Source organism: Inquilinus limosus, assembly GCF_051487185.1.
GTDB classification, from domain to species: Bacteria; Pseudomonadota; Alphaproteobacteria; order DSM-16000; family Inquilinaceae; genus Inquilinus; species Inquilinus limosus_F.
The window spans coordinates 95,257-119,111 of sequence record NZ_JAHVDK010000002.1 but is presented as its reverse complement, the minus strand read 5'-3'; the positions used below and the strand labels follow the sequence as shown (position 1 = coordinate 119,111).

Sequence of the window (23,855 nt, the reverse complement as noted above, 5' to 3'; positions counted from 1 at the left end):
TGCCGTTGGTCCAAGCGCCGTTCCCTGCCGAGAACCCGCCTCCCCGCATGGCCGACTCCATCGCATCGCCGGGCGCGCTGCCCGACCCGTCCCCGCCCGCCCAGGCGGAGGCCCATGGGCTGCGCTATGTCTCCGACACCGAGCCCGGCATCCGCCGACGCCGGTCCGGCAAGGGCTTCGCCTACCGGATGCCGGACGGGCAGCCGGTGCAAGACAAGGCGACGCTGATGCGGATCGCCAAGCTGGCCATCCCGCCCGCCTACACCGATGTCTGGATCTGCCTCGACCCGCAGGGTCATCTGCAGGCCACCGGGCGCGACCAGCGCGGCCGCAAGCAGTACCGCTACCATCCGCGCTGGAAGGAGGTGCGGTCGGAGACGAAGTACAACCGCATGGTCGCCTTCGGCCGCGCCCTGCCCCGCATCCGCAAGCGGATCGACGCCGACCTGGCGCGGCACGGCCTGCCCCGGACCAAGATCCTGGCGGCGATCGTCCGGCTGCTGGAGGCGACGCTGCTGCGCGTCGGCAACGACGAATACGCCCGCGCTAACCGGAGCTTCGGCCTGACCACGCTGCGCAAGCGGCATGCCGATGTCGAAGGCGGCGCCGTGTATTTCGAGTTCCGCGGCAAGGGCGGCCGGCTGTACCGCACCGGGTTCCGGGACCGACGCATCGCCCGCATCGTCCGCTTCTGCCAGGACCTGCCCGGCCACCGGCTGTTCCAGTATGTCGATGGCGAGGGCGTGCGGCATTCGGTCGGCTCGGACGACGTGAACGAGTATCTGCGCGAGATCACCGGCCAGGACTTCACCGCCAAGGATTTCCGCACCTGGGCCGGCACCCTGTTCGCCGCGCGGCTGCTGTCGACCGCCGATCCCGAGGCGCCGCCGACCAAGGCCGAGGTGGTGCGCTGCATCAAGCAGGTGGCCGAGCAGCTGGGCAACACCCCGGCGGTGTGCCGCGCCTGCTATGTCCATCCGGAGATCGTCGAGGCCTATCTCGACGGCCGCCTGGCAACGACCCTGCGCTGGCCGCCCGGCGACGACCAGGACGGCCGCCGCGGCGAGGCCGCGCTTCTGCGCTTCCTGAAGCGGCTGGAGGCCGGACCAGCCGCCTGATCCTGGCCCTCTCCTTACAAATCGTTCAGGCGCGGAAAACGGCTTGACCGCTGCGCTTCGCAGCGCGATATCGCCCGTGTCGAGGCCAGTTCCCCGACGCAATCAAGGATCCGCCGCTCCGATGAGCACGCCCAGTCGACCTAGCGCGACTCTGCCGGCGCCGACGCTGCGAGCCTGACCCCAGGTTCACCTCGTCGCGGCCGGGCCGCGCCGGTGCGAGGTGAACCATGAAGCACCTGTTATCCGATCTCCGTCCTTTCTACAGGCGCCTCTCCCTGGAGGGCGACGACCGAGGGCGAGGCTGACGCCGGCGCTCACCGGCCGTTCCGCGCCGCACATCCCCACGGGATGCGCGGTGATCGCGACCGCCTGCCTTTCGGACGGACATCATGACCTTGCACCACCCCGCCCTCGCGGGGGAGCGTCCGCGCTATCTGCCCAATCTCTGGGACCTGGTGGCGTTCTCCCTCGTCTTCGGCGCCATCGTGCTGGCCGCCCATGGCGGCCGCGCCACCCTGGCGCCGCTGGCCAGCGTCGAGCAGACGCCGATCTCGCTCGATCCCCTGGCGCTGCCCGAATACGCTCTACGCACCACGCTGCGCATGCTGGCGGCGATCGTCGCCTCTCTGCTCTTCACCTTCGTCTACGCCACCGCCGCGGCCAAGAGCCGGCGGGCGGAGATGGTGCTGATCCCGCTGCTCGACATCCTGCAGTCGGTGCCGGTTCTGGGCTTCCTGTCCTTCACCGTGGTCGGCTTCATGGCCCTGTTCCCGGGCCAGGTGCTGGGCGTCGAATGCGCCGCGGTCTTCGCCATCTTCACCTCCCAGGCCTGGAACATGACCTTCAGCTTCTACCAGTCGCTGAAGACGGTGCCGCGCGACCTGGACGAGGCCAGCCGCAGCTTCCGCCTGACGCCCTGGCAGCGCTTCTGGCGCCTGGAGGTGCCCTTCGCCATGCCAGGCCTGGTGTGGAACACCATGATGTCGATGTCGGGCGGCTGGTTCTTCGTGGTGGCGTCGGAGGCGATCTCGGTCGGCGACACCACCATCACCCTGCCCGGCGTCGGCTCCTATGTCGCCGCGGCGATCGACCGGCGCGACCTGGCCGCCGTCGGCTGGGCCGTGCTGGTGATGGGCGCGGTGATCCTGGCCTATGACCAGCTGCTGTTCCGGCCGCTGGTGGCCTGGGCCGAGAAGTTCCGCTTCGAGCAGTCGGCCGGCACCAGCGCCCCGCGCTCCTGGCTGCTGGACCTGGTGCAGCGGACCCGGCTGTTCCAGCTGGCGCTGTCTCCGGTCGGCCTCCTGGTCCGCACCGTCTCTCGCCGGCGCTTCGCCTTCATCCCGGCCGGGACCGCCGGCGACGGCATGGTCGCGCGGATCTGGTTCAGCCGCTGGGCGGATTGGGCCTTCGCCGCGTTGCTGCTGGCGGCGATCGCCTATGCCCTGTGGCAGATCGTGAGCTTCGTAGCGACGGAGCTGAGCTGGGGCGACGCCGGCGAGGCGGTGCTGCTGGGCGTCTTCACCCTGATCCGGGTGGTGGTGCTGATCGCGCTGGCGACGCTGGTCTGGGTGCCGGTCGGCGTCTGGGTCGGCCTGCGCCCCCGCGTCGCCGAGCGGGTGCAGCCGCTGGCCCAGTTCCTGGCCGCCTTCCCGGCCAACATCGCCTTCCCCTTCGCGGTGGTGGCGATCGTGCGGCTGGGCCTCGACCCGGACATCTGGCTGGCGCCGCTGATGGTGCTGGGCACCCAGTGGTACATCCTGTTCAACGTCATCGCCGGCGCCAGCGCCTTCCCGACCGACCTGAAGGAGGCGGCCTCCAGCTTCCGCATCCGCGGCTGGAACTGGTGGCGCAAGGTGATCCTGCCCGGGATCTTCCCCTACTACGTCACCGGGGCGATCACCGCCAGCGGCGGGTCCTGGAACGCCAGCATCGTCGCCGAGGTGGCGAGCTGGGGCGACACCACCCTGACCGCGCACGGCCTCGGCGCCTATATCGCCCAGGCCACCGCCGCCGGCGACTATCCGCGCATCGTGCTCGGCATCGCCGTGATGTCGGTCTTCGTCACCCTGTTCAACCGGCTGCTGTGGCGGCCGCTCTTCACCTTCGCCGCCCGCCGGCTGCGCCTCGACTGAGGGCCACGACCATGTTCGACACCACCCTCCTCCGCCCGATCGCCAAGCCTGCGAACGATACCCCGGTCCTGGTCGACCTCGCCGGCGTCCGGCAGGCCTATCACAAGGGCGACAACGCCGACCTGCTGGTGCTCGACGACGTCTCGCTGACCATCCGCGAGGGCGAGATCGTCGGGCTGCTCGGCCGCTCCGGCTCCGGCAAGTCCTCGCTGCTGCGGATCATCGCCGGGCTGGTGCCGCCGAGCGCGGGCACGGTGACCTGGTGCGGTCGCCCGATCGACGGCCCGTCCGAAGGCCTGTCGATGGTATTCCAGAGCTTCGCCCTGTTCCCCTGGCTGACCGTGCTGCAGAACGTCGAGATCGGGCTGGAGGCCCAGGGCATCCCGGCGGCGGAGCGGCGGCGCCGGGCGCTGGAGGCGATCGACCTGATCGGCCTCGACGGCTTCGAGAGCGCTTATCCGAATGAGCTGTCGGGCGGGATGCGCCAGCGCGTCGGCTTCGCCCGCGCCCTGGTCGTGCATCCGCGGCTGATGCTGATGGACGAGCCGTTCTCGGCGCTCGACGTGCTGACGGCGGAGACGCTGCGCACCGACCTGATCGAGCTGTGGATGGAAGGCCGGCTGCCGATCAAGTCGATCCTGATGGTGACGCACAACATCGAGGAGGCGATCCTGATGTGCGACCGCGTCCTGATCTTCTCCGCCAACCCCGGCCGGGTGGCGGCGGAGGTCCGGATCGACCTGCCGCATCCGCGCAACCGCCTGGACCCGGAGTTCCGGCGGATGGTCGACGACATCTACGCCCGCATGACCAACCGGGCGCCGGAGAAGGCCGGGCCGAAGGCAGGCTTCCACGGCACCGGCATCGGCATGGAGCTGCCGCATGTCTCGACCAACCTGATGTCCGGCCTGATGGAGGCGCTGGCCGCGCCGCCCTATAACGGCCGCGCCGACCTGCCGGATCTGGCGGCGACGCTGCAGATGGAAGCGGACGAGCTGTTCCCGATCGCCGAGGCCCTGCAGCTGCTGCGCTTCGCCGAGTTGGCGGACGGCGACATCCACCTGACCGACCTCGGTCGGCTGTTCGTGGACTCCGATGTCGACCAGCGCAAGCGGCTGTTCGCGGCGCATCTGCTGGCGCATGTGCCGATCGCGGCGCTGATCCGGCGGGTGCTGGACGAGCGGCCGAGCCACCGCGCGCCGCGGCTGCGCTTCACCGAGGAGCTCGAGGACTTCATGTCCGAGGACCGGGCGGAGGAGACTTTGCGCGCCGCGATCTCCTGGGGCCGCTACGCCGAGCTCTTCGCCTATGACGGCGAGAGCGGCCAGTTCAGCCTGGAGGATCCGGTGTAGGCTCTCCGCCCTCGGGGCATCACGCGGTAGGTGCCGGACCGACCGTGGTTGAGGGGCGACCTCCGCCATCGCGGTTCGGCACGATCCAAAGGGATGAATGCCATCGCCCAATGGGAGGGGCGCAAATGTCCGTTCACTGGAGCCAGGCCCGGCAAGAATTCACCTGATCATCTCTTCGGACAACGTCCCAATAGACAGTATCGGACGAGGCCGAGAGGGGTTGCGAGCCGGTCAAACTCGCCTACTCTAGTAGTCACTCGCATGGACCCGGTGGAATTCCGGGTGGCTCCTCCGGCCGCTGATCCGCCTGACAACGCAACGCGATATCGACGCAGCAGCGACGGTCAGACGATGACGCTCCTCATCGCGGAGCACGTCGAGAAGACACTTGCCTGCAAGGGCTTCTGATCCGGCCCGACCGATCCCTTCCCGCGCCGGCCTGATCGCTGCGCCGCTGCTCTCGATGATCTCCACGAGTTCAGTCGATGACCCATGCAAGCCACACGCCGTGCTGCCGAACATTCGTTCCTTCGGTACTTCGCCGCCTTCCTTGCGTTGGGCGCAGGTTTATTTCTTGTGATGCTCTATACCCTTAGGGCACTCGGTTCCCTGCCGGCGCCTCCTCTGACCGGCACCTTCTGCATCGATGAGAAGTTCAAGTTCCTCGCGGAGCAGGAGCTCGCCGACGTCGACCTGCTGGCCGTCGGGTCGTCCGTGACGTGGCGCAATATCGATTTCACCCCATTCGTCGCGAACGGCCTGTCCGAACACCCGCTGAACGCCGCCCCCTGCCTGCTTTACATGCATCAGACGGCGTTCTTCACAGAATTTCTTCTCGATCACTTAAAGAACGTCCGAACCGTCATCACCGTGGTCGCGCCGAGGGATTTCGAGACGTGCCCGGAGTCCGGTCGGTCATTCTTCTATCCGGAGCAGGCTGCCCCCTATGTCTTCCGCGACTCGTCGCCGCTGCTCATCTACGCGGCAAACTTCCGCCCGCTGCAGCTGATCCGCGACGCCCGTCACGTCGCCCGAAGGCGCTCCGACCCCGCGTCGGGAACGCCGATCGTGATGGGACCCTTCGGATCCGGGCCGATGGAAGGCACGACAGGCTGGAATCCGGCCCCTTCCTTCGACGACAAATGCTTTCAGGCTCTTGCCGCATTCGAGAAGATGCTCGCCGGCCGCGGCGTAGAGCTCATTCTGATCAGTTTTCCACTACATCCAGCTTGGCATTCCAAATACGACCCGGAGGGGCAGGTCAGCCGGGCGTTCGAAGCACAACTGAAGGCTTCGCTGTCGCAGGAGGAGACAGTGTTCGTCTCCAGCCGGGGATTCTCTCCCGACGGCGCCCTCTATGTCGACGCGGTCCACTTCAACTGGCGAGGCGCACGCCTCTTCTCGGCGGCCCTGGCCGACCGGCTTGGACCGGTTCTGACGCCGATCGCACGTTGAGGAGGAGGTGAATGCTCTTCAACTCCTTCGAATTCATCACGATCTTCCTGCCGATTTCTCTGATCGGATATTTTCTCTGCGCCCGCATCAGTCGAAATCTCGCATATGCCTTCCTGACGGCGGCATCGTTCGTCTTCTACGGCGCCTGGAGCGTTGCCTATGGCGCCATGCTCGTGGCCCAGCTCACGGCCAACTTCTTCATAGGGAAATATCTCTCCCGGCACATCGCCACGCGGAGGGCGTGGATCGCGCTGATCATCGGGGTAGCCCTGAACCTCACGCTGCTCGGCTATTTCAAGTACGCCAACTTCTTCCTGGAAACAGTCACTCAGCTATCCGGCATTCATTTCACCGCATTGTACATCATCCTGCCTCTGGCGATCTCGTTTCACACCTTTCAGCAGATCGCCTATCTAGTAGATGAATATCGTGGGCAGGCCCCTCGCTATACCTATCTTGAATATATCCTGTTTGTTCTGTTTTTCCCGCAGTTGATCGCCGGCCCGATCGTTCACCATTGGCAGCTGATCTCAGAGTTTCAGAAGTCGCGCATGAGATTCGATGCCGCCGCGTTCTCGTCCGGGCTGGCGTTCTTCGTGCTGGGTCTTTCAAAGAAGGTCCTGATCGCCGACCAGCTTTCCGGCCTGGCTGATCCGGTTTTCGATGGAGCCCTCCTTGTCCGACCGGATTTCGTCTCTTCCTGGATCGCCGTTCTTGCCTTCGGCCTCGGGCTCTACTTCGATTTTTCGGGCTACTCGGACATGGCGGTCGGCCTGGCGCGGATGTTCGGCATCCGGCTGCCCTACAACTTCAATTCGCCATACCGGAGCACCTCCATCATCGACTTCTGGAAGCGTTGGCACATCACGCTTTCGACCTGGCTTCGGGACTATCTTTACATTCCGCTCGGCGGCAATCGAAGGGGCCCTATCCGTCGACACGCCAATCTCATGGTCACCATGCTGACGCTGGCCGTATCGACGAATCTCACCGTCGTACGGCAGTTCGCCTACTTTCAGTTCTAGGCCGGCGCCGCTGATGACCGTGCGCCGCCGGTCCCGTCACCGCGGGAACCGCAGCAGCGACTCCAGCCCCCTCCGCTCCCGCGCCACGAGCCGGGCCCTGGCGTCGCCCTGGGGCGGGTCGCCGGCAGCGGCGCGCAGGATCGCGAGCAGGCGGTCGAGTACCACCTGCGCCTCGCCGTCATGCAGGTTGCAGGGGTCGAGGTAGAAATAGCCGTGCTCGACCTCGTGGTCGCGGACGATCACCGGCGGGTCGCCGGCGGCCAGCCGGTCGGCCATGTCCCAGGCGCCGAGGCCGGCCTTGGCCGGGTCGATCGTCACCCGGAGGCGGTCCAGCGGGTTGTCGGTCGGGTCGGGCTCGATCACCGCGGTCACGCCCGGCAGCCCGGCCAAACCCTCATGCCACAACTTGAGATGCCCATCCTCCCGCGCCCGCACCGCCGCATGGTCGCGCTTCTCCCAGGCGTCGAGCGCGGCGATGGTGCCGACCACCCCCTCCTTGCCGACCTTCATGCCGCGGCCGATGCCGCGGTTCTGCAGGAAGGCGGCGCGCACCAGGTCCTCGCGGCCGGCGACGATGCCGCCGGTCGGGCCGCCCAGGAACTTGTGCGAGCTGTAGATGGCGAGGTCGGCACCGCGGGCCAGGAAGCCGGTCAGGTTGTATTCCGAGGCGGCGTCGACGATCACCGGCACCCCCTTGGCCCGGCAGATCTCGGCGAATTCCTCGAGCGGGATCTGGCCGTATTGCACCACATGGTGCGAGACGACATAGAGCGCCGCGGCCGTGCGCTCGGTGATGGCGCCCTCCAGCTGATAGCCCTGCGCCAGGGTGGCGGTGCCGACCGGCACCACCTTGGCGCCGGCCAGCCGCACCGCCTGGTCGACCGGGGCGCCGTAGCTGACCATGTGGCCCACCTGAAGCAGCACCTCGGTCTTGGCGAGAGCGGTGGTGTCGGGCAGCCGCTCGATCGCCAGCAGGTCGGTGCCGGTCATGGCGCCGGCCACGGCCAGGCTGATCCCGGCCGAGGCCGAGGCGGTGACGAAGCCGGCCTCGGTGCCGCAGGACTTCGCGATCCGGACGCTGGCCTTGCGCTGCAGGTCGGTGATCTCGACGAATTGCGGCAGGATCTCGGCGATGGTCTGCACCGCCTCCGGCACCACGATCGAGGCGCCCAGCGAGGTCATGGTGCCCGAGACGTTGATCACCGGGCGCAGGCCCAGGCGGCGGCGGATATCCTCGTTCGACTTCATGGGCGTGCCTCCCTCAGCGCGCGAACTCGACGACGGCTTCGATCTCGACGGTGATCTGCCGCGGCAGCGACCCCATGCCGACGGCCGAGCGGGCGTGGCGGCCGATCTCCGGCCCGAACAGTTCGACGAACAGGTCGGAGCAGCCGTTGATCACCTCCGGATGATGCTCGAACTCTGGCACCGCGTTGACCATGCCGAGCAGCTTGACGATGCCGGTGATGCGATTGAGGTCGCCCAGCGCCTCCTGCATCACCGCCAGCAGGTTGACGCCGGTCAGCCGGGCATGGCGATAGGCGACCTCGCGGTCGACCGTGGCACCGACCTTGCCGCGGTGCAGGGTGCCGTCGGCCTCCAGAGGCCCCTGCCCCGACAGGAACAGGAGCTGGCCGGACACCCGGTGCGTCTCGAAATTGGCGACCGGCGGCGGCGCCTTGGGCAGCGTGATGCCGAGCGCGGCGAGACGGTCGTAGACATTGGGCATGATCAGTCCGTGGTCGGTTGGTCGTTCAGTTCGGCGTCGCGGATGCAGGCGACGAAGCGCCCCGGCTCCCGCTTCTCGAGCGGTGGCACGGCCCGGGCGCAGGCCTCGGTCGCGGCCGGGCAGCGGGTGCGGAACACGCAGCCGGAGGGCGGCGCGATCGGGCTCGGGATGTCGCCCTTCAGGATGATGCGGTCGCGCTTGGCCCGCGGGTCCGGCACCGGCGCGGCCGAGAGCAGCGCCTTGGTGTAGGGGTGGCGCGGCCGGTCGTAGACCAGGCGGGTCGGCCCCTTCTCCATGATCCGGCCGAGATACATCACCACGATCTCGTCGCAGAGATAGTCGACCACGGCGAGGTCGTGGGCCACGAACAGAAGGGTCAGGCCGAGGTCGCGCTGGATGTCCTGGATCAGGTTCAGCACCTGGGCCTGGACCGAGACGTCGAGGGCCGAGACCGGCTCGTCGGCGACGATGAAGTCGGGTTCCACCGCCAGCGCCCGGGCGATGCCGATGCGCTGGCGCTGGCCGCCGGAGAATTCGTGCGGGAAGCGGCGCTGGTGGTCGGCGTTGAGGCCGACCCGCTCCAGCAGCTCGCCGATCCGCTGGCTGCGCCGGCCGCGGGCCAAGCCGTGCGTGTCCAGCGCCTCGCCCAGGATCTCGGCCACGCTCATCCGCGGGTTGAGGCTGGCATAGGGGTCCTGGAACACGATCTGCATCCGCCGGCGCCAGGGGCGGAACGCCTTTTCCGGCAAAGCGGTAACGTCGGTGCCGTCGAACATCACCCGGCCGCCGGTCGGCTCGATCAGCCGCAGCACGGCACGGCCGGTCGTGGTCTTGCCCGAGCCAGATTCGCCGACGAGACCGACGATGCTGCCGCGCCGGATCGACAGGCTGACGCCGTCGACGGCGCGGACGACGCGGCCGCCGCCGATCGGGAAATGCACCGACAGGTTCTGCACGTCGAGCAGCGGCGCGGCGGCATCGGCTTGAGGAGCGATGCGGAGGGCGGTGGCGGTCACAGCTGGTCGGTCCTCCGGCAGCGGGAGCGGTGGCCGGGCTGCACCGCGGCGAGGTCCGGCACCGCGGCTTCGCAGGGCGCTTCGGTCAGCGGACAGCGCGGGGCGAAGGCACAGCCGGGCGGCAGCGCCATCACGCTGGGCACGGTGCCTGGGATCGGCTGCAGCCGGGCGTCGTCGTGCCGGCCGCCGGTGCGGGCGTTCGGGATGCAGGACAGGAGGCCGCTTGTGTAGGGGTGGCGCGGCCGGTCGAACAGCTCGAGCACCGGCGCCTCTTCCACCACCCGCCCCGCATACATCACGGCGACGCGGTGCGCGATCTCCGCCACCACGCCCATGTTGTGGGTGACGAACAGGATCGACATGCCGATCTCGGCCTGCAGCCGGCGCAGCAGATCCAGGATCTGCGCCTGGATGGTGACGTCCAGCGCCGTGGTCGGCTCGTCCGCGATCAGCACCGAGGGGTTGCATGACAGGGCCAGCGCGATCATCACCCGCTGGCGCATGCCGCCCGACATCTGATGCGGATAGTCATCGAGACGCGACGCCGCGGCCGGGATCTCCACCAGCTCCAGCATCCGCCTGGCCCGCGCCATCGCCTCGGCCCGGCCGACGCCCTCATGCAGTTGCACCGCCTCGGCGATCTGGTCGCCGACGGTGAACAGCGGGTTCAGGCTGGTCATCGGCTCCTGGAAGATCATCGCGATCTCGGCGCCGCGCAGGCGGCGCAGCAGCGCCTGGGAGGCGTGTGCCAGGTCGTGCTTCGTGCCCTTGCGGTCGCGGAAACGGATGGCGCCGCTCTCGATCCGGCCGGCCGGCTTCGGCAGCAGCCCCATGATCGACAGGCTGGTGACCGACTTGCCGGAGCCGCTCTCGCCGACGATCGCCAGCGTCTCGCCGCGCGCCAGGTCGAAGGACACGCCGTCGACCGACTTGGCGATGCCGTCCCGGCTGTGAAACCAGGTCCGCAGGTCCTCGACCGCGAGGACGATGTCGCGGGTGGACGCACTCATGTATGGACCGCCGGGTCGAACAACCGGCCCGCCTTGACCGACTTGGTGCCCAGCACCGCATGGCGCGGCGCGAACAGCCGGTCCAGCGTGGCGCTGTCGCCGGAGGAATCCGGCAGCGTCACCGACGCCTCCTCCAGCCCGAAGACGGTGAAGTCCGCCTCCGCCCCCACCCGCAGGTTGCCTTCGGCCGGCAGCCCGACCACCGAGCGCGGGCGGGTGCTGGCGGCGGCCACCACCTCTGCGAAGGGCATGCCGACGGCCAGCAGCTTCGACATGGTCGTCGCCATGTCCCAGACCGGGCCCTCGATCGACCGCAGATGCAGGTCGGTGGAGATCGAGAAGGGGTAGAGGCCGCGCTCGATCCCGGCGCGCGCCACCTTGAAGGAGAAGGAGGCGCCGCCGTGCCCGACATCGAGCCGCACCCCGGCCTCCGCCACCTGCTTGGCGATGCCGAACAGCTCCTCATCCTCCAGGATGTTGCCGCCCGGCTTGCCGTGGAAGCAGTGGGTCAGGACGTCGCCGGGGGTCAGCACATCCAGCACCTCCTCCAGCAGCGGCGGCGGCTCGCCGACATGGACCATCAGCGGCAGGCCCGAGATCTTCGCCACCTTCTTGGCGATCTTCACCGGCGTGATGCCCCAGGCGGCGGTCACCGTGCTGCAGGCCCGGCATTTGATGCCGCGGATGATGTCGCGGTTGGTCTCGATCACCTTCAGCGTACGGGTGATGTCGATCGAGCGCTGGTCGATCAGCTCGCTGACCCGGTTGCAGGCGACGAGGCCGATCGAGCCGATGTTGAGGAAGGCGACCACCCGCTCCGCCGCCGGCTCGACGATGAACTCGCGGAAGCCGACGAAGTTGCCTTCGCCCGAGGATCCGGCATCGACGATGGTGGTGACGCCATGCGCCAGCCCGCCCTGGGCCGGGCGGATCGAGATGTCGGTGCCGCCGTGATAGACATGGGCGTGCAGGTCGGCCCAGCCGGGCGACACCCAGCCGCCCTGGCCGTCGACGATCTCGACATCGGCGGGGGCGTCGATCCCCTGCCCCACACCGGCAACGCGGCCGTCGGCGATCAGGATGTCGAGCGGACCGTCGTCCGGGTGGTCGGGGAAGCCGGCCGGGCGGGCGGCGCGGATCAGGACAGGACGGGACATCACAGTTCCTTGCGCAGGCGGGGGTCGAGGATGTCGCGCAGGCCGTCGCCGACCATCTGCAGCGACACCACCGACAGCACGATGGCGAGGCCGGGGAAGACCATCATCCAGTCGGCCGAGCCCATGTATTGCTGGCCGGCATTGATCATGGTCCCCCAGGTGGGGATCTCGGGCGAGACGCCGACGCCGAGGAAGGACAGGCCGGCCTCGGCCAGGATGGCGTAGGCGAAGATGAAGGTGCCCTGCACCAGGATCGGCGACCACAGGTTGCGCAGGACATGGGCGGTGACGATGCGCCAGGTCGAGACGCCGAGCGCCCGCGCCGCCTCGACGAAGGGCAGCTCGCGGATCACCAAGGTCGAGGCGCGGACAATGCGGGCCAGGCGCGGCGTGTAGACGATGCCGAGGGCGACGATGACGTTGACCAGCGACGGCCCCAGCGCCGCGACCAGAGAGATCGCCAGCAGGATGTCCGGGAAGGCCATCATGGCGTCGATCACCCGGGCCACTACCTTGTCGGCCGGCCGGAAGAAGCCGGCGACGAGGCCGAGCACGATGCCCAGCAGCGAGGACAGGATCACCACGGCGAAGCCGACGAACAGCGACAGCCGGCCGCCATAGATGACGCGGGTGAAGACGTCGCGGCCGAATTCGTCGGTGCCGAACCAGTGCGCCAGATCCGGCGGCTTCAGGCGGTTGACGATCGACAGCTTCTGCGGCGCGTAGGCGGTGATCCAGGGTGCCGTGGCCGCGGCCAGGACCAGAACCGCCAGGATCACCAGGCCAATCAGCGCGGTCTTGCGGCGGACCAGCAGGCGGGCCAGCTTCAGGCGCTCGCCCGCAACGGAGATGGTAGCGGTGGCGGCCATCAGGTGCGCACCCTCGGGTCGACGAAGAGGTAGAGCAAGTCGATGGCGAGGTTGATCAGGACGTAGAGCGCCGCGATCACCAGCAGCGCGCCCTGGATCACCGGGTAGTCGCGCCGCAGCACGCCGTTGACGACGAGATTGCCCACCCCGGGCAGGCCGAACACCGTCTCGGTCACCACGGCGCCGGAGACCAGCAGCGCCGTGGTCAGGCCGATCACGGTCAGAATCGGGATCAGCGCGTTCTTCAGCGCGTGCTTCAGCACCACCCGCCGCTCCGGCAGGCCCTTGGCCCGGGCGGTGCGGACATAGTCGTCGTTCAGCACGTCGAGCATGCTGGCCCGGGTGAAGCGGGTGATGAGGGCCGAGTTGACGAGGCCCAGCACGATCGCCGGCAGCACCAGATGGCTCATCCGCTCAAGGAAGGTCGCCCCAGGCCCGCCGTAGCCCGATACCGGGAACCAGCCGAGCTTGACCGCGAAGATCTGCATCAGGATCAGGCCCAGCCAGAAGCTCGGGATGCTGGCGGTGAACATCGACACGGTCAGCACCGCCTGGTCCAGCGACGAGCCGCGCCACACCGCGGAGGCGATGCCGACCGGCAGCGCGATCGCCACCGCGATCAGGATCGACAGAACCGTCAGCATCAGCGTCGGCTCGGCCCGGTCGCCGATCGCGCTCAGCACCGGCTGGTTCAGGAAGATCGACTGGCCCAGGTCGCCAACCGAGATCTGGCCGAGCCAGGTCACGTACTGCACCGGCAGCGGCTGGTCGAGGCCGAGCTTGGACCGTAGGTCGGCAACATCCTCCGGCCGCGCCTCGGGGCCGAGCATCACCGCGGCGGGGTCGCCCGGCGTCACCCGGATGATGACGAAGACGACCGTCGCCACGATGAACATCACCGCGACCATGCCGATCAGGCGATTGACGATGTAGGAGAGCATGGGGCTACAGCGTCCTGAGCGTCTGCAGGCATCTTTTTTCTGTCATTGCCGGGCTTGACCCGGCAATCCAGGGGCCACCGAGAGCGGCTCGGGCCGCCCTGGATCCTCGGGTCAAGCCCGAGGATGACAATAAAGGAGAATGGTCGAGCACCAGCACGGCCCTCACTTCTCCACCCACGTGTTCCAGAAGGACGGCCAGGGCGACGGCTCGTAACCCTTCAGCTTCGGCGACTTGGCCGAAAGGGCGTTGAAGTCGCCGACCTTGATGAACGGCACCTCCGCCATGATCGCGGCCTGGACGTCGGCGTACAGCTTCGCCCGCTGCGCTGGGTCCGAGGCCGCATTGAAGGCGTCGAAGGCGGCGCGGCGGCGCTCGGTCGACCACCAGCCCGGGCCGCTCTCGGACATGCCGAGATTCAGCGCCGGCTCCGGCAGGAACGGGCTGTGGGTGAAGAAGATCTCCCACAGCGCCGGGTCGTTGCGGCGCTGGGTCAAGGTCGCCCAGTCCGACACCTGCAGGTCGACCTTGAAGCCGGCCGCCTTCAGGTATTCCGCCGCCACCAGCGCCATCTTGTAGTGGAACTCGTATTGCCGGCTGGTCAGGATCCGGATCGGCTCGCCGGCATAGCCGGCCTTTTCCATCAGCTCCTGCGCCTTCTCCGGATTGCCCTGGTCGTAGGTGTCGACCCCGGCGTCGTTCCGCCAGGGGAAGCCCTCCGGATACATGGCGCCGTCGACGGTGAAGAACTCCGGCTTGCCGAAGGCGGCCAGCATCATGTCGCTCTCGCTCAGCGCCGCCTGCACCGCCTGGCGCAGCTCGAGCTTCGCCAGCGGTCCCTGCTTGGTGTTCAGCATCATGATCGGGTAGCCGAAGGACTTCAGGATCACCGGCTCGGTGGTCGAGAGGCCGGTCAGCCGGTCGTAGGATTCGACCGGCAGCAGGTCGGAGAAGTCGTACTGGCCGGAGATCGCGCCCTCGATCCGGGTGTTGGCGTTCGGCACCGGGATGAAGCGGATCTCGTCGAGATACGCGGTGCGCCGGCCGGCATAGCGGCTCGGCTCCTCGTTGCGGGCGGCATAGCCGTCGAAGCGGGTCAGCAGGATATACTGGTCGGGCTTGCGTTCGGCCAGCCTGTAGGGGCCGGTGCCGATCACCTCGGTCAGCGGCTCGTCCATATGCGCCTTCGGCATAATCACCGCGGCGCTGTTGTTGAAGGCCAGCAGCGACAGCAGCGGCGCATAGGCCTGCTTCAGCTTGATACGGACCGACAGGTCGCCGGTCGCCGTCACGCTCTCGATCATCGGCGCCGCCTGCTTGCCGCGCGAGGCGACCCGCATCCAGCGCTCCAGCGAAGCGACGACGTCGGCCGCGGTCAGCTTCTCGCCGTCATGGAAGGTGACGCCCGGGCGGATCCCGATGTCGTAGGTGCGGCCGTCGTCGGAGATCGCCGGCATCGCCTCGGCCAGCAGCGGCTGCAGCCGCCACTCACCGTCGAAGGTGAACAGCGTCTCGTAGACATGCTGGGTGATCATGCCCAGCAGATCGCCGGTGTTCGCCATCGGGTCGAGCGTCGGCGGCTCGCCGATGGTGGCGACGTCGATCGTGCCGCCCTTCACCGGGTCGGCGAACGCCGCGCCCGGCACCAGGGCGGCGGCAACGAGGAGGGAGAGCAGCAGGCGGCGCATGGGCTGGGTCTTCATGGCTTGCGTTCGGCGGCGGCAACGGCGGTCGGGAAGAAGCGCAGAGGAGCCACCCTGACCGTCATTGCGAGGAGGCGAAGCCGACGAAGCAATCCAGGAGCCAAGGCAAGCTGCCCTGGATTGCTTCGCTGCGCTCGCAATGACGGTGTAGTGTCATTCAGGCGTCCGTCACTTCTCGACGTACGCGTTCCAGAAATACGGCCAGGGGGCCGGGGTCACGCCCTGCAGCGCCTTCGACTTCGCCGACAGGGCGTTGAAATCGCCGACCTTGATCAGCGGCACCTCCTCGGCCATCACCTGCTGCACGCCGGCCCAGAGCTTCACCCGCTCGTCCTGCGTCAGCGCCTGGTTGAAGGCGCCGACCGCCTTCTCCTTGGCCGGGGTGTCCCACCAGCCCGGCGAGCCCTTGGCCAGGGCGCCGATCAGCGCCGGCTCCGGCAGGAACGGGCTGTGGCTGATATAGATCTCCCACAGCGCCGGGTCGGTCCGACGCTGGGTCAGCGTCGCCCAGTCGGTGACGTCGAGCTGGACCTGGAAGCCGGCGGCCTTCAGGTATTCCGCCGCCACCAGCGCCATCTTGTAGTGGAACTCGTATTGCCGGCTGGTCAGGATCCGGATCGGCTTCTGCCCGTCATAGCCGGCCTCTTCCAGCAGCTTCTGCGCGCCCTCGGCATCGCCCTTGTTGTAGATCTCGGTGCCGACCTCGGTCCGCCAGGGATAGCCTTCGGGATACATGGCGCCGTCGAGGGCGTAGAAGTCGGTGCTACCGAAGGCGGCCGCCAGCATGTCCTCCTCGTTCAGCGCCAGTTGCACCGCCTTGCGCAGGCGGACGTCGCTGAGCAGGCCTTCCTTCGTGTTCATGACGAAGACCGGCCAGCCGAAGGGCTTCAGGATGATCGGCTCCGACGCTCCGGCCTTGACCTTGTCATAAGCCTCGACCGGCAGGGAATCGGTGTAGTCGAACTGGCCGGCCACCGCCCCTTCGACCCGGGTGTTGGCATTCGGCACCGGCGCGAAGCGGATCTCGTCGAGATACTGCTTGCGGGCGCCGCCATAGCCGTCCGGCTCGCCCTCGCGCGGCTTGTAGCCGTCGAAGCGCACCAGTTGGATGTACTGGTCGGGCACCCGCGCCTTCAGCATGTAGGGGCCGCTGCCGATCGGGTCCTTCATCTCCGGCGCGATCTTCTCCGACGGCACGATCACCGCGGCGCTGTTGTTGAAGGCCAGCAGGGCCAGCAGCGGCGCGAAGGGCTGCTTCAGCGTGATGCGGATGGTGTAGGGGTCGACCTTCTCGATCGCCTCGAAATTGGCGACGGCGAGCTTCCCGCGCGACGCCACCTCGGTCCAGCGCTTCAGCGAGGCGACGACGTCGTCGGCATCCAGCGCCGAGCCGTCATGGAAGGTCAGGCCCTGTCGGATCCGAATGGTGTAGACGCGGCCGTCGGCGCTGATCTCCGGCATTGCCTCGGCGATCAGCGGCGTGACGGTCCAGTTGGCGTCGAAGGTGTAGAGCGTCTCGAAAATGTGCTGGGTGATGATGCCGACCAGGTCGGCGGTGCTGACCATCGGGTCCAGCGCCGGCGGCTCGCCGATCGTCGCCACGGTGATCGACCCGCCCTTGGCCGGCGCGGCCGCGGCGCCGGACGACACCGGCAGCAGCCCGAGGGCGATCAGGCACAGGATTCGCAGCATTGACTCCCCCTGTCGTGAGCCTCTAGTATTCCGTTATTAGGAAGCAACATCTTCCGTTGCGGAATACGCTAAAACCGATGCAGCCGGGGCGTCAACCCCATCCGATCGGGCCGAGCGGCGGAATTGCTCGGCGATTGACCGCAATGCGAGACAAAGCCTAGCTTCGGACAGGCGCGGGCTATACCACTCGGCCGGAGCAGCGGCCGGGAGCAGACAGGACGGGACCATGGTGGAAGCAGCGGTGACGAAGGCCGAGAAGGCGGGCGAGCGCAGCCGGGTCAGCGGCATCGAGCGCGCCGTGCAGATCTGCGACCATCTGCTGGCCGTCGGCCGGCCGCTGACCGCCTATGACGTGTCGAAGGCGCTGGGCGCGCCGATGTCGACGATCTACGGCGTGGTGGACTCGCTGCTGCGGCAGGACCTGCTGTCGCGCGACGGCGACGGGCTGCTCTGGTTCGGCCCTCGCCTCTATCACTATGGCCTGGCCTATGGCCGCAGCCTGAATCTGTTGGAGACCGCGTCGCAGGAGATGCGGGAGCTCAGCCGCCTGCTGGGCGAGACGGTGCAGATCTGCGGTCGCGACGAGGGCCATATGGTGGTGCTGGCGATGGCCGAGCCGCCCGGGCATTTCCGGGTCTCGTCCAAGGTCGGGACCCGAGTGCCGTTGAACTGGACCGCCTCCGGCCGCCTGCTGATCGGACACTTGCCCTGGGCGGAGCGGATCGAGCTGATGCGCCGCGCCGCCCAGCCCTCACCCACCGGTATGGCCGAGACCGACCCGGAGGCGCTGTGCCGGGCGGCGGAGACGGCGCTGGCCGAGAAGCTGGCGATCCAGCTCAGCGAATCCGACTTCGCCGTCGCCTGCATCGCCGCCCCGATCTGCAATCCCAACGGCGACTGCGAGGCGACGATCAGCGTCGTGCTGCCCGAGCAGAAGGCGCGCGAGCGCGAGCGCACCTACAGCGTCGCCGTCCAGGAGGCGGCGAGCCGGATCGAGCGGCTTCTGGGCTGGCGGTCCTGAAGCCCTCCCCTACCGATCCCGCGCGGCTAGGTCGCGTACGACCGGGTCCACGGCGTGATCGAAGGCGGCAGCCTCCGCCACCGCGAAGCGGAGCGCGCGCCGCTTTTCCGTGACATAGGCCGCGCCGGCGACACCGGACAGGCCCGACGGGTCGGTGTGGCGGAAGGCCCGCTGCGCCCGGTTCGTCGCCCGCGCCGCCTGCTTGGCCCGCACCACCTGGCGCGTGAAGTCGCGATCCATGGCGATCTCTCCCTCGTTCGGGATGCGGCCGTCGCCGCATCCGGTCGACGCCGGTGCCGGGGAAACGCATGCATCGACACCGGTGTTCCCGAGAAGGACGCGGAGACTCCGCCATGCCCTTCCCGGATGACGTGCCTGAAGATGCCAGATCTGACGCGAACCGCCCAGCAGACATTGAAAGAAGGTCAGACGCTCTGACCTTTCCGTGAGATCTACAACCCTGATCCAATACATCATACAAATATATTAATCATGACCGATTTCACCGGCACCAACGGCGCCGAAATCATACCCAACCTCATCATCGGACCGGTCCAGGCCATCGGAAACGACTTCGTCGACGCCCAGGGCGGCGATGACGTCGCGATCGGCTGGTCCGGCGACGACGTCATCCGCGGCGGCGCCGGGGCGGACGTGATCATCGGCGGTCTGCTGAACGCCGCCGGCGTCATCACCCTTTCGGGTATCGATGCAGCGGATTACACGAATTCCGCCGAAGGCGCGACGGTCGACCTCTCAGTCATCGTCGACCTCGTGCTTCCGATCCTGGGCATCGACATCCAGCTCACCGGCGCCTCCCAGGGCTTCGGCGGCGACGCTCAGGGCGACTACCTGGTCGGCATCGTCAACCTGCTCGGCTCCGACACGGGGGGGCGACAACCTCAGCGGCAGCGCCGCCGCCAACACCCTGAACGGCCAGGGCGGCAACGACACCCTGGACGGCCAGGGCGGGGATGACACCCTGCTCGGCGGCGACGGCGACGACCTGCTGACCGGCGGGGCCGGCGCCGATTCTCTGCAGGGCGGCGCCGGCACGGACACGGTGGACTATTCCGGTTCCGCTACGCCCGTGACCGTCAACCTCACCACCAACACAGCCAGCGGCGGCGACGCCGAGGGCGACACCTTCTCCGGCATCGAGCGGGTGATCGGCACCGCCGGGGACGACAACCTGACCGGGTCCACCGGCAACGACACGCTGGTCGGTGGTGCCGGCGCCGACACCATCAGCGGCGGCGGCGGCGTCGACACGGTCGACTATTCCGGCTCGGGCTCCGGCGTCGATGTCGACCTGCAGAACGGCACCGCCAGCGGCGGCGACGCCGAAGGCGACACGCTGAACGGCATCAGCAACATCACCGGCACCGACTTCATCGACCACCTGTATGGCAACGCCTCGGCCAACACCATCATCGGGTTGGACGGCAACGACACGCTCCGCGGCGGCGGCGGTGCCGACGCCATCGATGGCGGCGCCGGGTCGGACTTCGCCAACTACCAGGGGTCGGCGGCCGGAGTGACGGTCAACCTGCTGACCGGCACCACCAGCGGCGGCGATGCCGCAGGCGACACCCTGACCAGCATCGAGAACCTGTACGGGTCGAGCTTCGACGACAACCTGACCGGGGACGACAACCACAACATCATCGGCGGCGAGCTCGGCAACGACACGATCGTCGGCAATGGCGGCGACGACGTTCTCTCCGGCGAGGAGGGCAATGACAATCTCGACGGCGGCGACGGCGCCGACCGCCTCGTCGGCGGGGACGGCAACGACACCGCCAATGGCGGGGCCAGCAACGACTCGGTCAGTGGCGGTGCCGGCGACGACACCATCAATGGCGGGGCCGGCGACGACGTCCTGACCGCCGCGGACGGGACCGACACGATCAGCGGCAATGACGGCAATGACATCATCAATGGCGGGGCCGGCGCCGATGCGATCGACGGCGGGCTCGGCACCGACACGGCCTACTACATCAACAGCACGGCCGGGGTGACCATCGACCTCGCCACCGGCAGCGTCTCCGGCGGCGACGCCGTCGGCGACACGCTGACCAGCATCGAGCAGCTCTACGGCTCGAACCTCGCCGATGCGCTGACCGGCGACACCGGGGCCAACCGGCTCTGGGGGAATGGTGGCGATGACGTGCTCACCGGCGGCGCCGGGGCCGACACCCTCAAAGGCGGTGCCGGCAGCGACAGCTTCGTCTACACCGCCATCGGCGATAGCACCGTGGCCGCGGCCGGCCGCGACGTGATCGAGGACTTCGCGACCGGCGACCGGATCGACCTGTCCGCGATCGACGCCAACGGGTCCGGTGGCGCCTTCACCTTCGGCACCGGTGCCTTCACCGGCGTGGCCGGCGAGCTGCGGGTGGTGGCGCTGTCCAACGGCTATCAGGCGGTCTATGGCGACACCACCGGCGACAAGAACCCCGACATCGCGATCATCGTCCTGTCGGATCACACGCTGACGGCCAGCGACTTCGTGCTCTGAACCCACTCCCGCACGCCCCCACCCTGCCGCCGTGCAGGGTGGGGTTCTTTTTTGCGCGGGTCGCGTGCGGGCGCTTGGCCCGGGCGGGTGCTACGGCGATACTCGCAGCCGGAAGGCCGGAACGGCCCGGTCCGGAGGGACGAACAGGGATGCGGCTCACATCAGCTCTGCTCGCGGGTGCGCTCCTCGTCCTCGCCGCCCTCGCCGCTCCGGCGGCCACGCCGCTGCTGCTGCCCGGCCTCGGCCCCGACGACCGGCGCGTGCCGGTGGACGGCACGGCCGCACCGTGGCGCAGCCTGGCCAAGGTCCAGACCGGCATCGGCGGCCGCTGCACCGGCGCCCTGATCGGCCCCCGCCGCGTGCTGACCGCGGCGCACTGCCTGTTCAACCCGCGGACCCGCCGGTTCCTGTCCGCCTCCTCGCTGCATGTCCTGTTCGGCTACGACCGCGGCGAGTTCATCGAGCACGCCCAGGTTGCCGAGGTGGTCCACGCCGAAGCCTACGACCCTCTGCGGCCGCGGGAGGAGTATGCGGTGGACTGGGCGATCCTGGTGCTGGCCGCGGATGCCCCGCCGCAGGCTCCGCCGCTGCTGGTCGCGGAATCGGTGCCGCCCCCGGGCACGGCCGTCGTGCTCGGCGGCTACAGCCAGGACAAGGCGCAGATCATCACCGCCGACACCGCCTGCATGGTGCTCGGCACCGACCGGACGGCGCGCGGCCTGGTGCTGATCCACGACTGCAACGGCACGCGCGGCACCAGCGGCAGCCCGCTGCTGGCGCTGCAGGACGGCGAATGGCGGGTGGTGGGCGTCGCCGTCGCCGGCTCGACCGACCGGCTGACGCTGAACTTCGCCGTCCCGTCCACCGCCTTCGCCGCGGCGCTGCGGTGATGAAGGCCTCACGCCGCCCCGGGCAACCGAGCCGCCCTGGGCCGGCCGGTCAGCCCTTCTCGCTTCGCCGGTCGCAGACGACCTTGAGATAGCGCCCCTCACCCAGCTTCGGCCCGAGCGCGGTGCTGGCCAGCATCGCCTGGCCGGAGACGCCGCAGCCGAGCGGCGAGCTCGCCACGGGACCGGCGACCACGTCGACCGCGGTCTCCCGGTTGCAGTCGCGCTGCGGCATCGCCGTCGCGCAGACGAGGATGAGGGTGGTGAACAAGTCCATGATGCTACCGCTCCCTGGGTTGTGCACCACCCGGGGCTTCCTCCTGGAGATTCGTTCCGGATCGACAACCGATCCCGCGCCGGCCGGCTTCCGTGGCTGCGACGCAACGTCACCGGGCCCCGCCACGGCCTGCTCTCGAAATCGGTCCAGCGACCGCTCCGGTCATTGTGCACCGCAACATAAACGGAGACAAGCCTGCCCGGCAGCGCCGGGGCCATGCCTCAGAAGTGCCATGGGATGATGGTAAGAAGATGGAGCCGGCAGGGAGTCGAGGCGGACCGCCGCAGTGGTGGAAAGCCCGTCGGGCCTGTGCAGGCGGTCGTTCGTCCTGATCGGGGGGAGTGATGCGACGGACTCTACTGTGCGCCGTCATCTGGACGGCCGCGGCCTCGCCGATGGCGGGTCACGCTCAGGACATGTTCTGGTCGACGACGCTGCCCGCGGTCACCGGCACCGATACGCTCGGCCTTCATTTGCGCAATCTGCGAGAGCAACAGCAAGACGGGGGTCAGCAGCCGAAACCGGCAGTTCCTTCCGCTGCGACCTTCCGGTACACCCCTTCGCTCCAGCGCCGCACCGCCAACCTGGCGCAGTTCGTGGCCAAGAGCCGGCAGAACGATCCCAAGGGCGCCGACGATCTCGCCAGGGTGTTCGCCTCGACCGATGTGATCGAGGCGATGCGAGCCCCGCTTGCCGAGGCCGGGCTGCGGATCGACGACGTTGCCGATGCCTATGCCGTGTACTGGATCAATGCCTGGCAGGCGAGCCGCGGCGTCGACGACGATGTCAGCCGCCGCATGGCGACGGCGGTCAGGAACCAGGTGGCCGGCGTGATGGCGTCCACCGGCGCGCTGCGCGGAGCTAGCGATGCGGCCAAGCAGGAGATGGCCGAGAGCCTGCTGATCCAGGCGGCGCTGATCGGGGAAGCGATGAAGCAGAGCCAAGGCAACCCCGCGCTCAGCCGCCAGCTCGCCGCGGCGGTGTCGCAGGGTGCGCGCGGGATGAACCTGGACCTGGCCAGCATGACGCTGACCGAGGACGGCTTCGTTCGCGCGGACTGAATCTCTAGGCCTGGCGCGGGTCGCGCCAGCTGTAACGCGGCTCGTAGCCGAGCACCCGGCGGGCCTTCTCGATCGACAGCAGGGTCTCGTTCGGGCCGAAGGGGCGCTTGCGGGGCACGCCGGGATAGACGGCGTCGAGCAGCGCGTCGTTCGGCTGATTCATCACCGTATCGGCGTTGGCGATGACGAAAACATCCGCGCCGGTCAGCTTCGATTCCAGCGCCAGCCGGATCGCCTGGGCAGCGTCCCGCGCGTCGATATAGGCCCAGAGGTTCCATTTGCGCTTGCGCGGATCGTCGTCGAAGCCGGGGAACTCGGCGTAGCGCTCCGGGTCCATGACGTTGGACAGGCGCAGCCCGATGATCTTGGCCTCTGGGTCCCAGCGGCAGAACTGCTTCGCCATCTCCTCGCCCATCAGCTTGGACAGGGAATAGGCCGTCTCCGGCCGGCCGGGATATTCCTCGTCCACCGGCACATAGGGCGGCGGAGTGTCGAAGGGCAGGCCCAGCACGGTCTCGCTCGATGCCCAGACGATGTTGCGGATCCTGAGCTGCCGCGCCGCCTCGAACACGTTGTAGGTGCTGACCGTGTTGGTGGCGAAGGTGACGTGATTCGGCGCCAGGCCGGGGGCGCGGATCGCCGCCAGATGGACGATGCCGGTGACCTGCGACACCCGGTCGTCGATCGCCGAGAAGGCGGCGATGGTCTGGCCGAAATCGGTCAGATCGACGCGGCTGTGCCGGACCGACGGGTCGGCCGGCGGCGCCAGGTCGACCGAGCAGACGTCATAGCCATGCGCGATCAGGTCCTTCAGGCAGGCGCGCCCCGCCTGGCCGCTGCCGCCAGTGACGATGATCATCTGCTCCTCCCTCACCGCTCTATTGTCAGACA

The 23,855-nt window shown here is 68.5% G+C and carries 22 protein-coding genes, 1 pseudogene and 1 other annotated feature; of the genes and pseudogenes, 11 read left to right on the top strand and 12 right to left on the bottom strand.

The features are described from left to right. Positions 1-47: 47 nt before the first annotated feature. The 5 genes from KXR53_RS02395 (at position 48) to KXR53_RS02375 (ending at position 7,082) form a co-directional block, all read left to right on the top strand. Positions 48-1,118 (top strand): DNA topoisomerase IB, encoded by a 1,071-nt coding sequence (locus KXR53_RS02395; protein ID WP_437373028.1) that lies wholly within the window; start codon positions 48-50, stop codon positions 1,116-1,118. A gap of 389 nt (positions 1,119-1,507) precedes the next feature. Beyond that, the gene (locus KXR53_RS02390; protein WP_437373026.1) at positions 1,508-3,250 is read left to right on the top strand and encodes an ABC transporter permease; all 1,743 of its coding nucleotides are present in this window, start codon (positions 1,508-1,510) and stop codon (positions 3,248-3,250) included. A gap of 11 nt (positions 3,251-3,261) precedes the next feature. Then, on the top strand, positions 3,262-4,602 hold the full coding sequence (locus tag KXR53_RS02385; protein ID WP_437373024.1) for an ABC transporter ATP-binding protein: 1,341 nt from the start codon (positions 3,262-3,264) through the stop codon (positions 4,600-4,602). Between the two features lie 260 nt (positions 4,603-4,862). Continuing rightward, positions 4,863-4,918: a sequence feature (sul1 is cis-regulatory element that is thought to sense ions involved in sulfur or methionine metabolism; They are found in Alphaproteobacteria), on the top strand. Between the two features lie 176 nt (positions 4,919-5,094). Then, entirely contained in the window at positions 5,095-6,057 is a 963-nt protein-coding gene (locus KXR53_RS02380) for a hypothetical protein (protein WP_437373022.1), read from the top strand. Between the two features lie 11 nt (positions 6,058-6,068). Next, complete coding sequence (locus tag KXR53_RS02375; protein WP_437373021.1) at positions 6,069-7,082, top strand: MBOAT family O-acyltransferase; 1,014 nt, start codon at positions 6,069-6,071, stop codon at positions 7,080-7,082. 36 nt (positions 7,083-7,118) lie between these two features. Here KXR53_RS02375 and KXR53_RS02370 read toward each other — a convergent pair whose 3' ends face one another. The 9 genes from KXR53_RS02370 to KXR53_RS02330 all read right to left on the bottom strand — a co-directional run bounded on the left by KXR53_RS02370 (position 7,119) and on the right by KXR53_RS02330 (position 17,197). Further along, the gene (locus KXR53_RS02370; RefSeq protein WP_437373019.1) at positions 7,119-8,330 is read right to left on the bottom strand and encodes an aminotransferase class V-fold PLP-dependent enzyme; all 1,212 of its coding nucleotides are present in this window, start codon (positions 8,328-8,330) and stop codon (positions 7,119-7,121) included. Positions 8,331-8,343: 13 nt separating this feature from the next. Continuing rightward, a complete protein-coding gene (locus tag KXR53_RS02365; protein WP_437373017.1) occupies positions 8,344-8,811 on the bottom strand; it encodes a RidA family protein in 468 nt (155 codons plus the stop codon). A gap of 2 nt (positions 8,812-8,813) precedes the next feature. Next, complete coding sequence (locus KXR53_RS02360) at positions 8,814-9,827, bottom strand: ABC transporter ATP-binding protein (RefSeq protein ID WP_437373015.1); 1,014 nt, start codon at positions 9,825-9,827, stop codon at positions 8,814-8,816. Further along, on the bottom strand, positions 9,824-10,837 hold the full coding sequence (locus KXR53_RS02355) for an ABC transporter ATP-binding protein (protein ID WP_437373014.1): 1,014 nt from the start codon (positions 10,835-10,837) through the stop codon (positions 9,824-9,826). The genes KXR53_RS02360 and KXR53_RS02355 overlap by 4 nt, the downstream gene beginning before the upstream one ends. Next, positions 10,834-11,994, bottom strand: a complete 1,161-nt coding sequence (locus tag KXR53_RS02350; protein ID WP_437373013.1) for an amidohydrolase/deacetylase family metallohydrolase — start codon at positions 11,992-11,994, stop codon at positions 10,834-10,836. Before KXR53_RS02350 ends, KXR53_RS02355 begins: the two co-directional genes overlap by 4 nt. Beyond that, positions 11,994-12,863 (bottom strand): ABC transporter permease, encoded by an 870-nt coding sequence (locus KXR53_RS02345; protein WP_437373011.1) that lies wholly within the window; start codon positions 12,861-12,863, stop codon positions 11,994-11,996. Before KXR53_RS02345 ends, KXR53_RS02350 begins: the two co-directional genes overlap by 1 nt. Further along, positions 12,863-13,804, bottom strand: coding sequence for an ABC transporter permease (locus tag KXR53_RS02340; protein ID WP_437373009.1), 942 nt, complete (start codon positions 13,802-13,804; stop codon positions 12,863-12,865). Before KXR53_RS02340 ends, KXR53_RS02345 begins: the two co-directional genes overlap by 1 nt. Before the next feature lie 162 nt (positions 13,805-13,966). Continuing rightward, positions 13,967-15,505 (bottom strand): ABC transporter substrate-binding protein, encoded by a 1,539-nt coding sequence (locus KXR53_RS02335; protein ID WP_437373007.1) that lies wholly within the window; start codon positions 15,503-15,505, stop codon positions 13,967-13,969. A 168-nt stretch (positions 15,506-15,673) separates the two neighbouring features. Continuing rightward, on the bottom strand, positions 15,674-17,197 hold the full coding sequence (locus KXR53_RS02330; RefSeq protein ID WP_437373005.1) for an ABC transporter substrate-binding protein: 1,524 nt from the start codon (positions 17,195-17,197) through the stop codon (positions 15,674-15,676). A gap of 226 nt (positions 17,198-17,423) precedes the next feature. Here KXR53_RS02330 and KXR53_RS02325 point away from each other — a divergent pair, with 226 nt between their 5' ends. After that, positions 17,424-18,218 (top strand): IclR family transcriptional regulator, encoded by a 795-nt coding sequence (locus tag KXR53_RS02325; RefSeq protein WP_437373003.1) that lies wholly within the window; start codon positions 17,424-17,426, stop codon positions 18,216-18,218. Between the two features lie 9 nt (positions 18,219-18,227). Here the strand turns inward: KXR53_RS02325 and KXR53_RS02320 are convergent, their stop codons facing one another. Next, positions 18,228-18,458: a hypothetical protein gene (locus tag KXR53_RS02320; RefSeq protein ID WP_437373001.1), complete on the bottom strand. Its 231-nt coding sequence runs from the start codon at positions 18,456-18,458 to the stop codon at positions 18,228-18,230. Positions 18,459-18,710: 252 nt separating this feature from the next. Between KXR53_RS02320 and KXR53_RS02315 the strand changes: the two genes are divergently transcribed. From KXR53_RS02315 to KXR53_RS02300, 4 genes and pseudogenes are all read left to right on the top strand, one after another. Then, on the top strand, positions 18,711-19,196 hold the full coding sequence (locus KXR53_RS02315; protein ID WP_437372999.1) for a hypothetical protein: 486 nt from the start codon (positions 18,711-18,713) through the stop codon (positions 19,194-19,196). Next, a pseudogene (locus KXR53_RS02310) lies at positions 19,147-19,251 on the top strand (calcium-binding protein); the annotation flags it as partial. The gene KXR53_RS02315 and the pseudogene KXR53_RS02310, both read left to right, overlap by 50 nt. Before the next feature lie 57 nt (positions 19,252-19,308). Next, the gene (locus KXR53_RS02305; protein WP_437373462.1) at positions 19,309-20,739 is read left to right on the top strand and encodes a calcium-binding protein; all 1,431 of its coding nucleotides are present in this window, start codon (positions 19,309-19,311) and stop codon (positions 20,737-20,739) included. A gap of 149 nt (positions 20,740-20,888) precedes the next feature. Further along, entirely contained in the window at positions 20,889-21,629 is a 741-nt protein-coding gene (locus tag KXR53_RS02300; protein WP_437372997.1) for a trypsin-like serine peptidase, read from the top strand. A 49-nt stretch (positions 21,630-21,678) separates the two neighbouring features. Here the strand turns inward: KXR53_RS02300 and KXR53_RS02295 are convergent, their stop codons facing one another. Further along, positions 21,679-21,903 (bottom strand): hypothetical protein, encoded by a 225-nt coding sequence (locus tag KXR53_RS02295; protein WP_437361976.1) that lies wholly within the window; start codon positions 21,901-21,903, stop codon positions 21,679-21,681. 416 nt (positions 21,904-22,319) lie between these two features. Between KXR53_RS02295 and KXR53_RS02290 the strand changes: the two genes are divergently transcribed. Further along, positions 22,320-22,964, top strand: coding sequence for a DUF6683 family protein (locus KXR53_RS02290; protein ID WP_437372995.1), 645 nt, complete (start codon positions 22,320-22,322; stop codon positions 22,962-22,964). A gap of 4 nt (positions 22,965-22,968) precedes the next feature. Here KXR53_RS02290 and KXR53_RS02285 read toward each other — a convergent pair whose 3' ends face one another. Next, complete coding sequence (locus KXR53_RS02285; RefSeq protein ID WP_437372993.1) at positions 22,969-23,823, bottom strand: NAD-dependent epimerase/dehydratase family protein; 855 nt, start codon at positions 23,821-23,823, stop codon at positions 22,969-22,971. Between the last annotated feature and the right edge of the window lie 32 nt (positions 23,824-23,855).

Bases quoted from the DNA above. Each gene is read 5' to 3' on its own strand.
- KXR53_RS02325 (WP_437373003.1), top strand. From the start codon at position 17,424: ATGGTGGAAGCAGCGGTGACGAAGGCCGAGAAGGCGGGCGAGCGCAGC.
- KXR53_RS02295 (WP_437361976.1), bottom strand. From the start codon at position 21,903: ATGGACTTGTTCACCACCCTCATCCTCGTCTGCGCGACGGCGATGCCG.
- KXR53_RS02340 (WP_437373009.1), bottom strand. From the start codon at position 13,804: ATGCTCTCCTACATCGTCAATCGCCTGATCGGCATGGTCGCGGTGATG.
- KXR53_RS02380 (WP_437373022.1), top strand. From the start codon at position 5,095: ATGCAAGCCACACGCCGTGCTGCCGAACATTCGTTCCTTCGGTACTTC.
- KXR53_RS02385 (WP_437373024.1), top strand. From the start codon at position 3,262: ATGTTCGACACCACCCTCCTCCGCCCGATCGCCAAGCCTGCGAACGAT.
- KXR53_RS02370 (WP_437373019.1), bottom strand. From the start codon at position 8,330: ATGAAGTCGAACGAGGATATCCGCCGCCGCCTGGGCCTGCGCCCGGTG.
- KXR53_RS02285 (WP_437372993.1), bottom strand. From the start codon at position 23,823: ATGATCATCGTCACTGGCGGCAGCGGCCAGGCGGGGCGCGCCTGCCTG.
- KXR53_RS02375 (WP_437373021.1), top strand. From the start codon at position 6,069: ATGCTCTTCAACTCCTTCGAATTCATCACGATCTTCCTGCCGATTTCT.
- KXR53_RS02395 (WP_437373028.1), top strand. From the start codon at position 48: ATGGCCGACTCCATCGCATCGCCGGGCGCGCTGCCCGACCCGTCCCCG.
- KXR53_RS02390 (WP_437373026.1), top strand. From the start codon at position 1,508: ATGACCTTGCACCACCCCGCCCTCGCGGGGGAGCGTCCGCGCTATCTG.
- KXR53_RS02350 (WP_437373013.1), bottom strand. From the start codon at position 11,994: ATGTCCCGTCCTGTCCTGATCCGCGCCGCCCGCCCGGCCGGCTTCCCC.
- KXR53_RS02320 (WP_437373001.1), bottom strand. From the start codon at position 18,458: ATGGATCGCGACTTCACGCGCCAGGTGGTGCGGGCCAAGCAGGCGGCG.
- KXR53_RS02335 (WP_437373007.1), bottom strand. From the start codon at position 15,505: ATGAAGACCCAGCCCATGCGCCGCCTGCTGCTCTCCCTCCTCGTTGCC.
- KXR53_RS02315 (WP_437372999.1), top strand. From the start codon at position 18,711: ATGACCGATTTCACCGGCACCAACGGCGCCGAAATCATACCCAACCTC.
- KXR53_RS02300 (WP_437372997.1), top strand. From the start codon at position 20,889: ATGCGGCTCACATCAGCTCTGCTCGCGGGTGCGCTCCTCGTCCTCGCC.
- KXR53_RS02290 (WP_437372995.1), top strand. From the start codon at position 22,320: ATGTTCTGGTCGACGACGCTGCCCGCGGTCACCGGCACCGATACGCTC.
- KXR53_RS02365 (WP_437373017.1), bottom strand. From the start codon at position 8,811: ATGCCCAATGTCTACGACCGTCTCGCCGCGCTCGGCATCACGCTGCCC.
- KXR53_RS02345 (WP_437373011.1), bottom strand. From the start codon at position 12,863: ATGGCCGCCACCGCTACCATCTCCGTTGCGGGCGAGCGCCTGAAGCTG.
- KXR53_RS02355 (WP_437373014.1), bottom strand. From the start codon at position 10,837: ATGAGTGCGTCCACCCGCGACATCGTCCTCGCGGTCGAGGACCTGCGG.
- KXR53_RS02330 (WP_437373005.1), bottom strand. From the start codon at position 17,197: ATGCTGCGAATCCTGTGCCTGATCGCCCTCGGGCTGCTGCCGGTGTCG.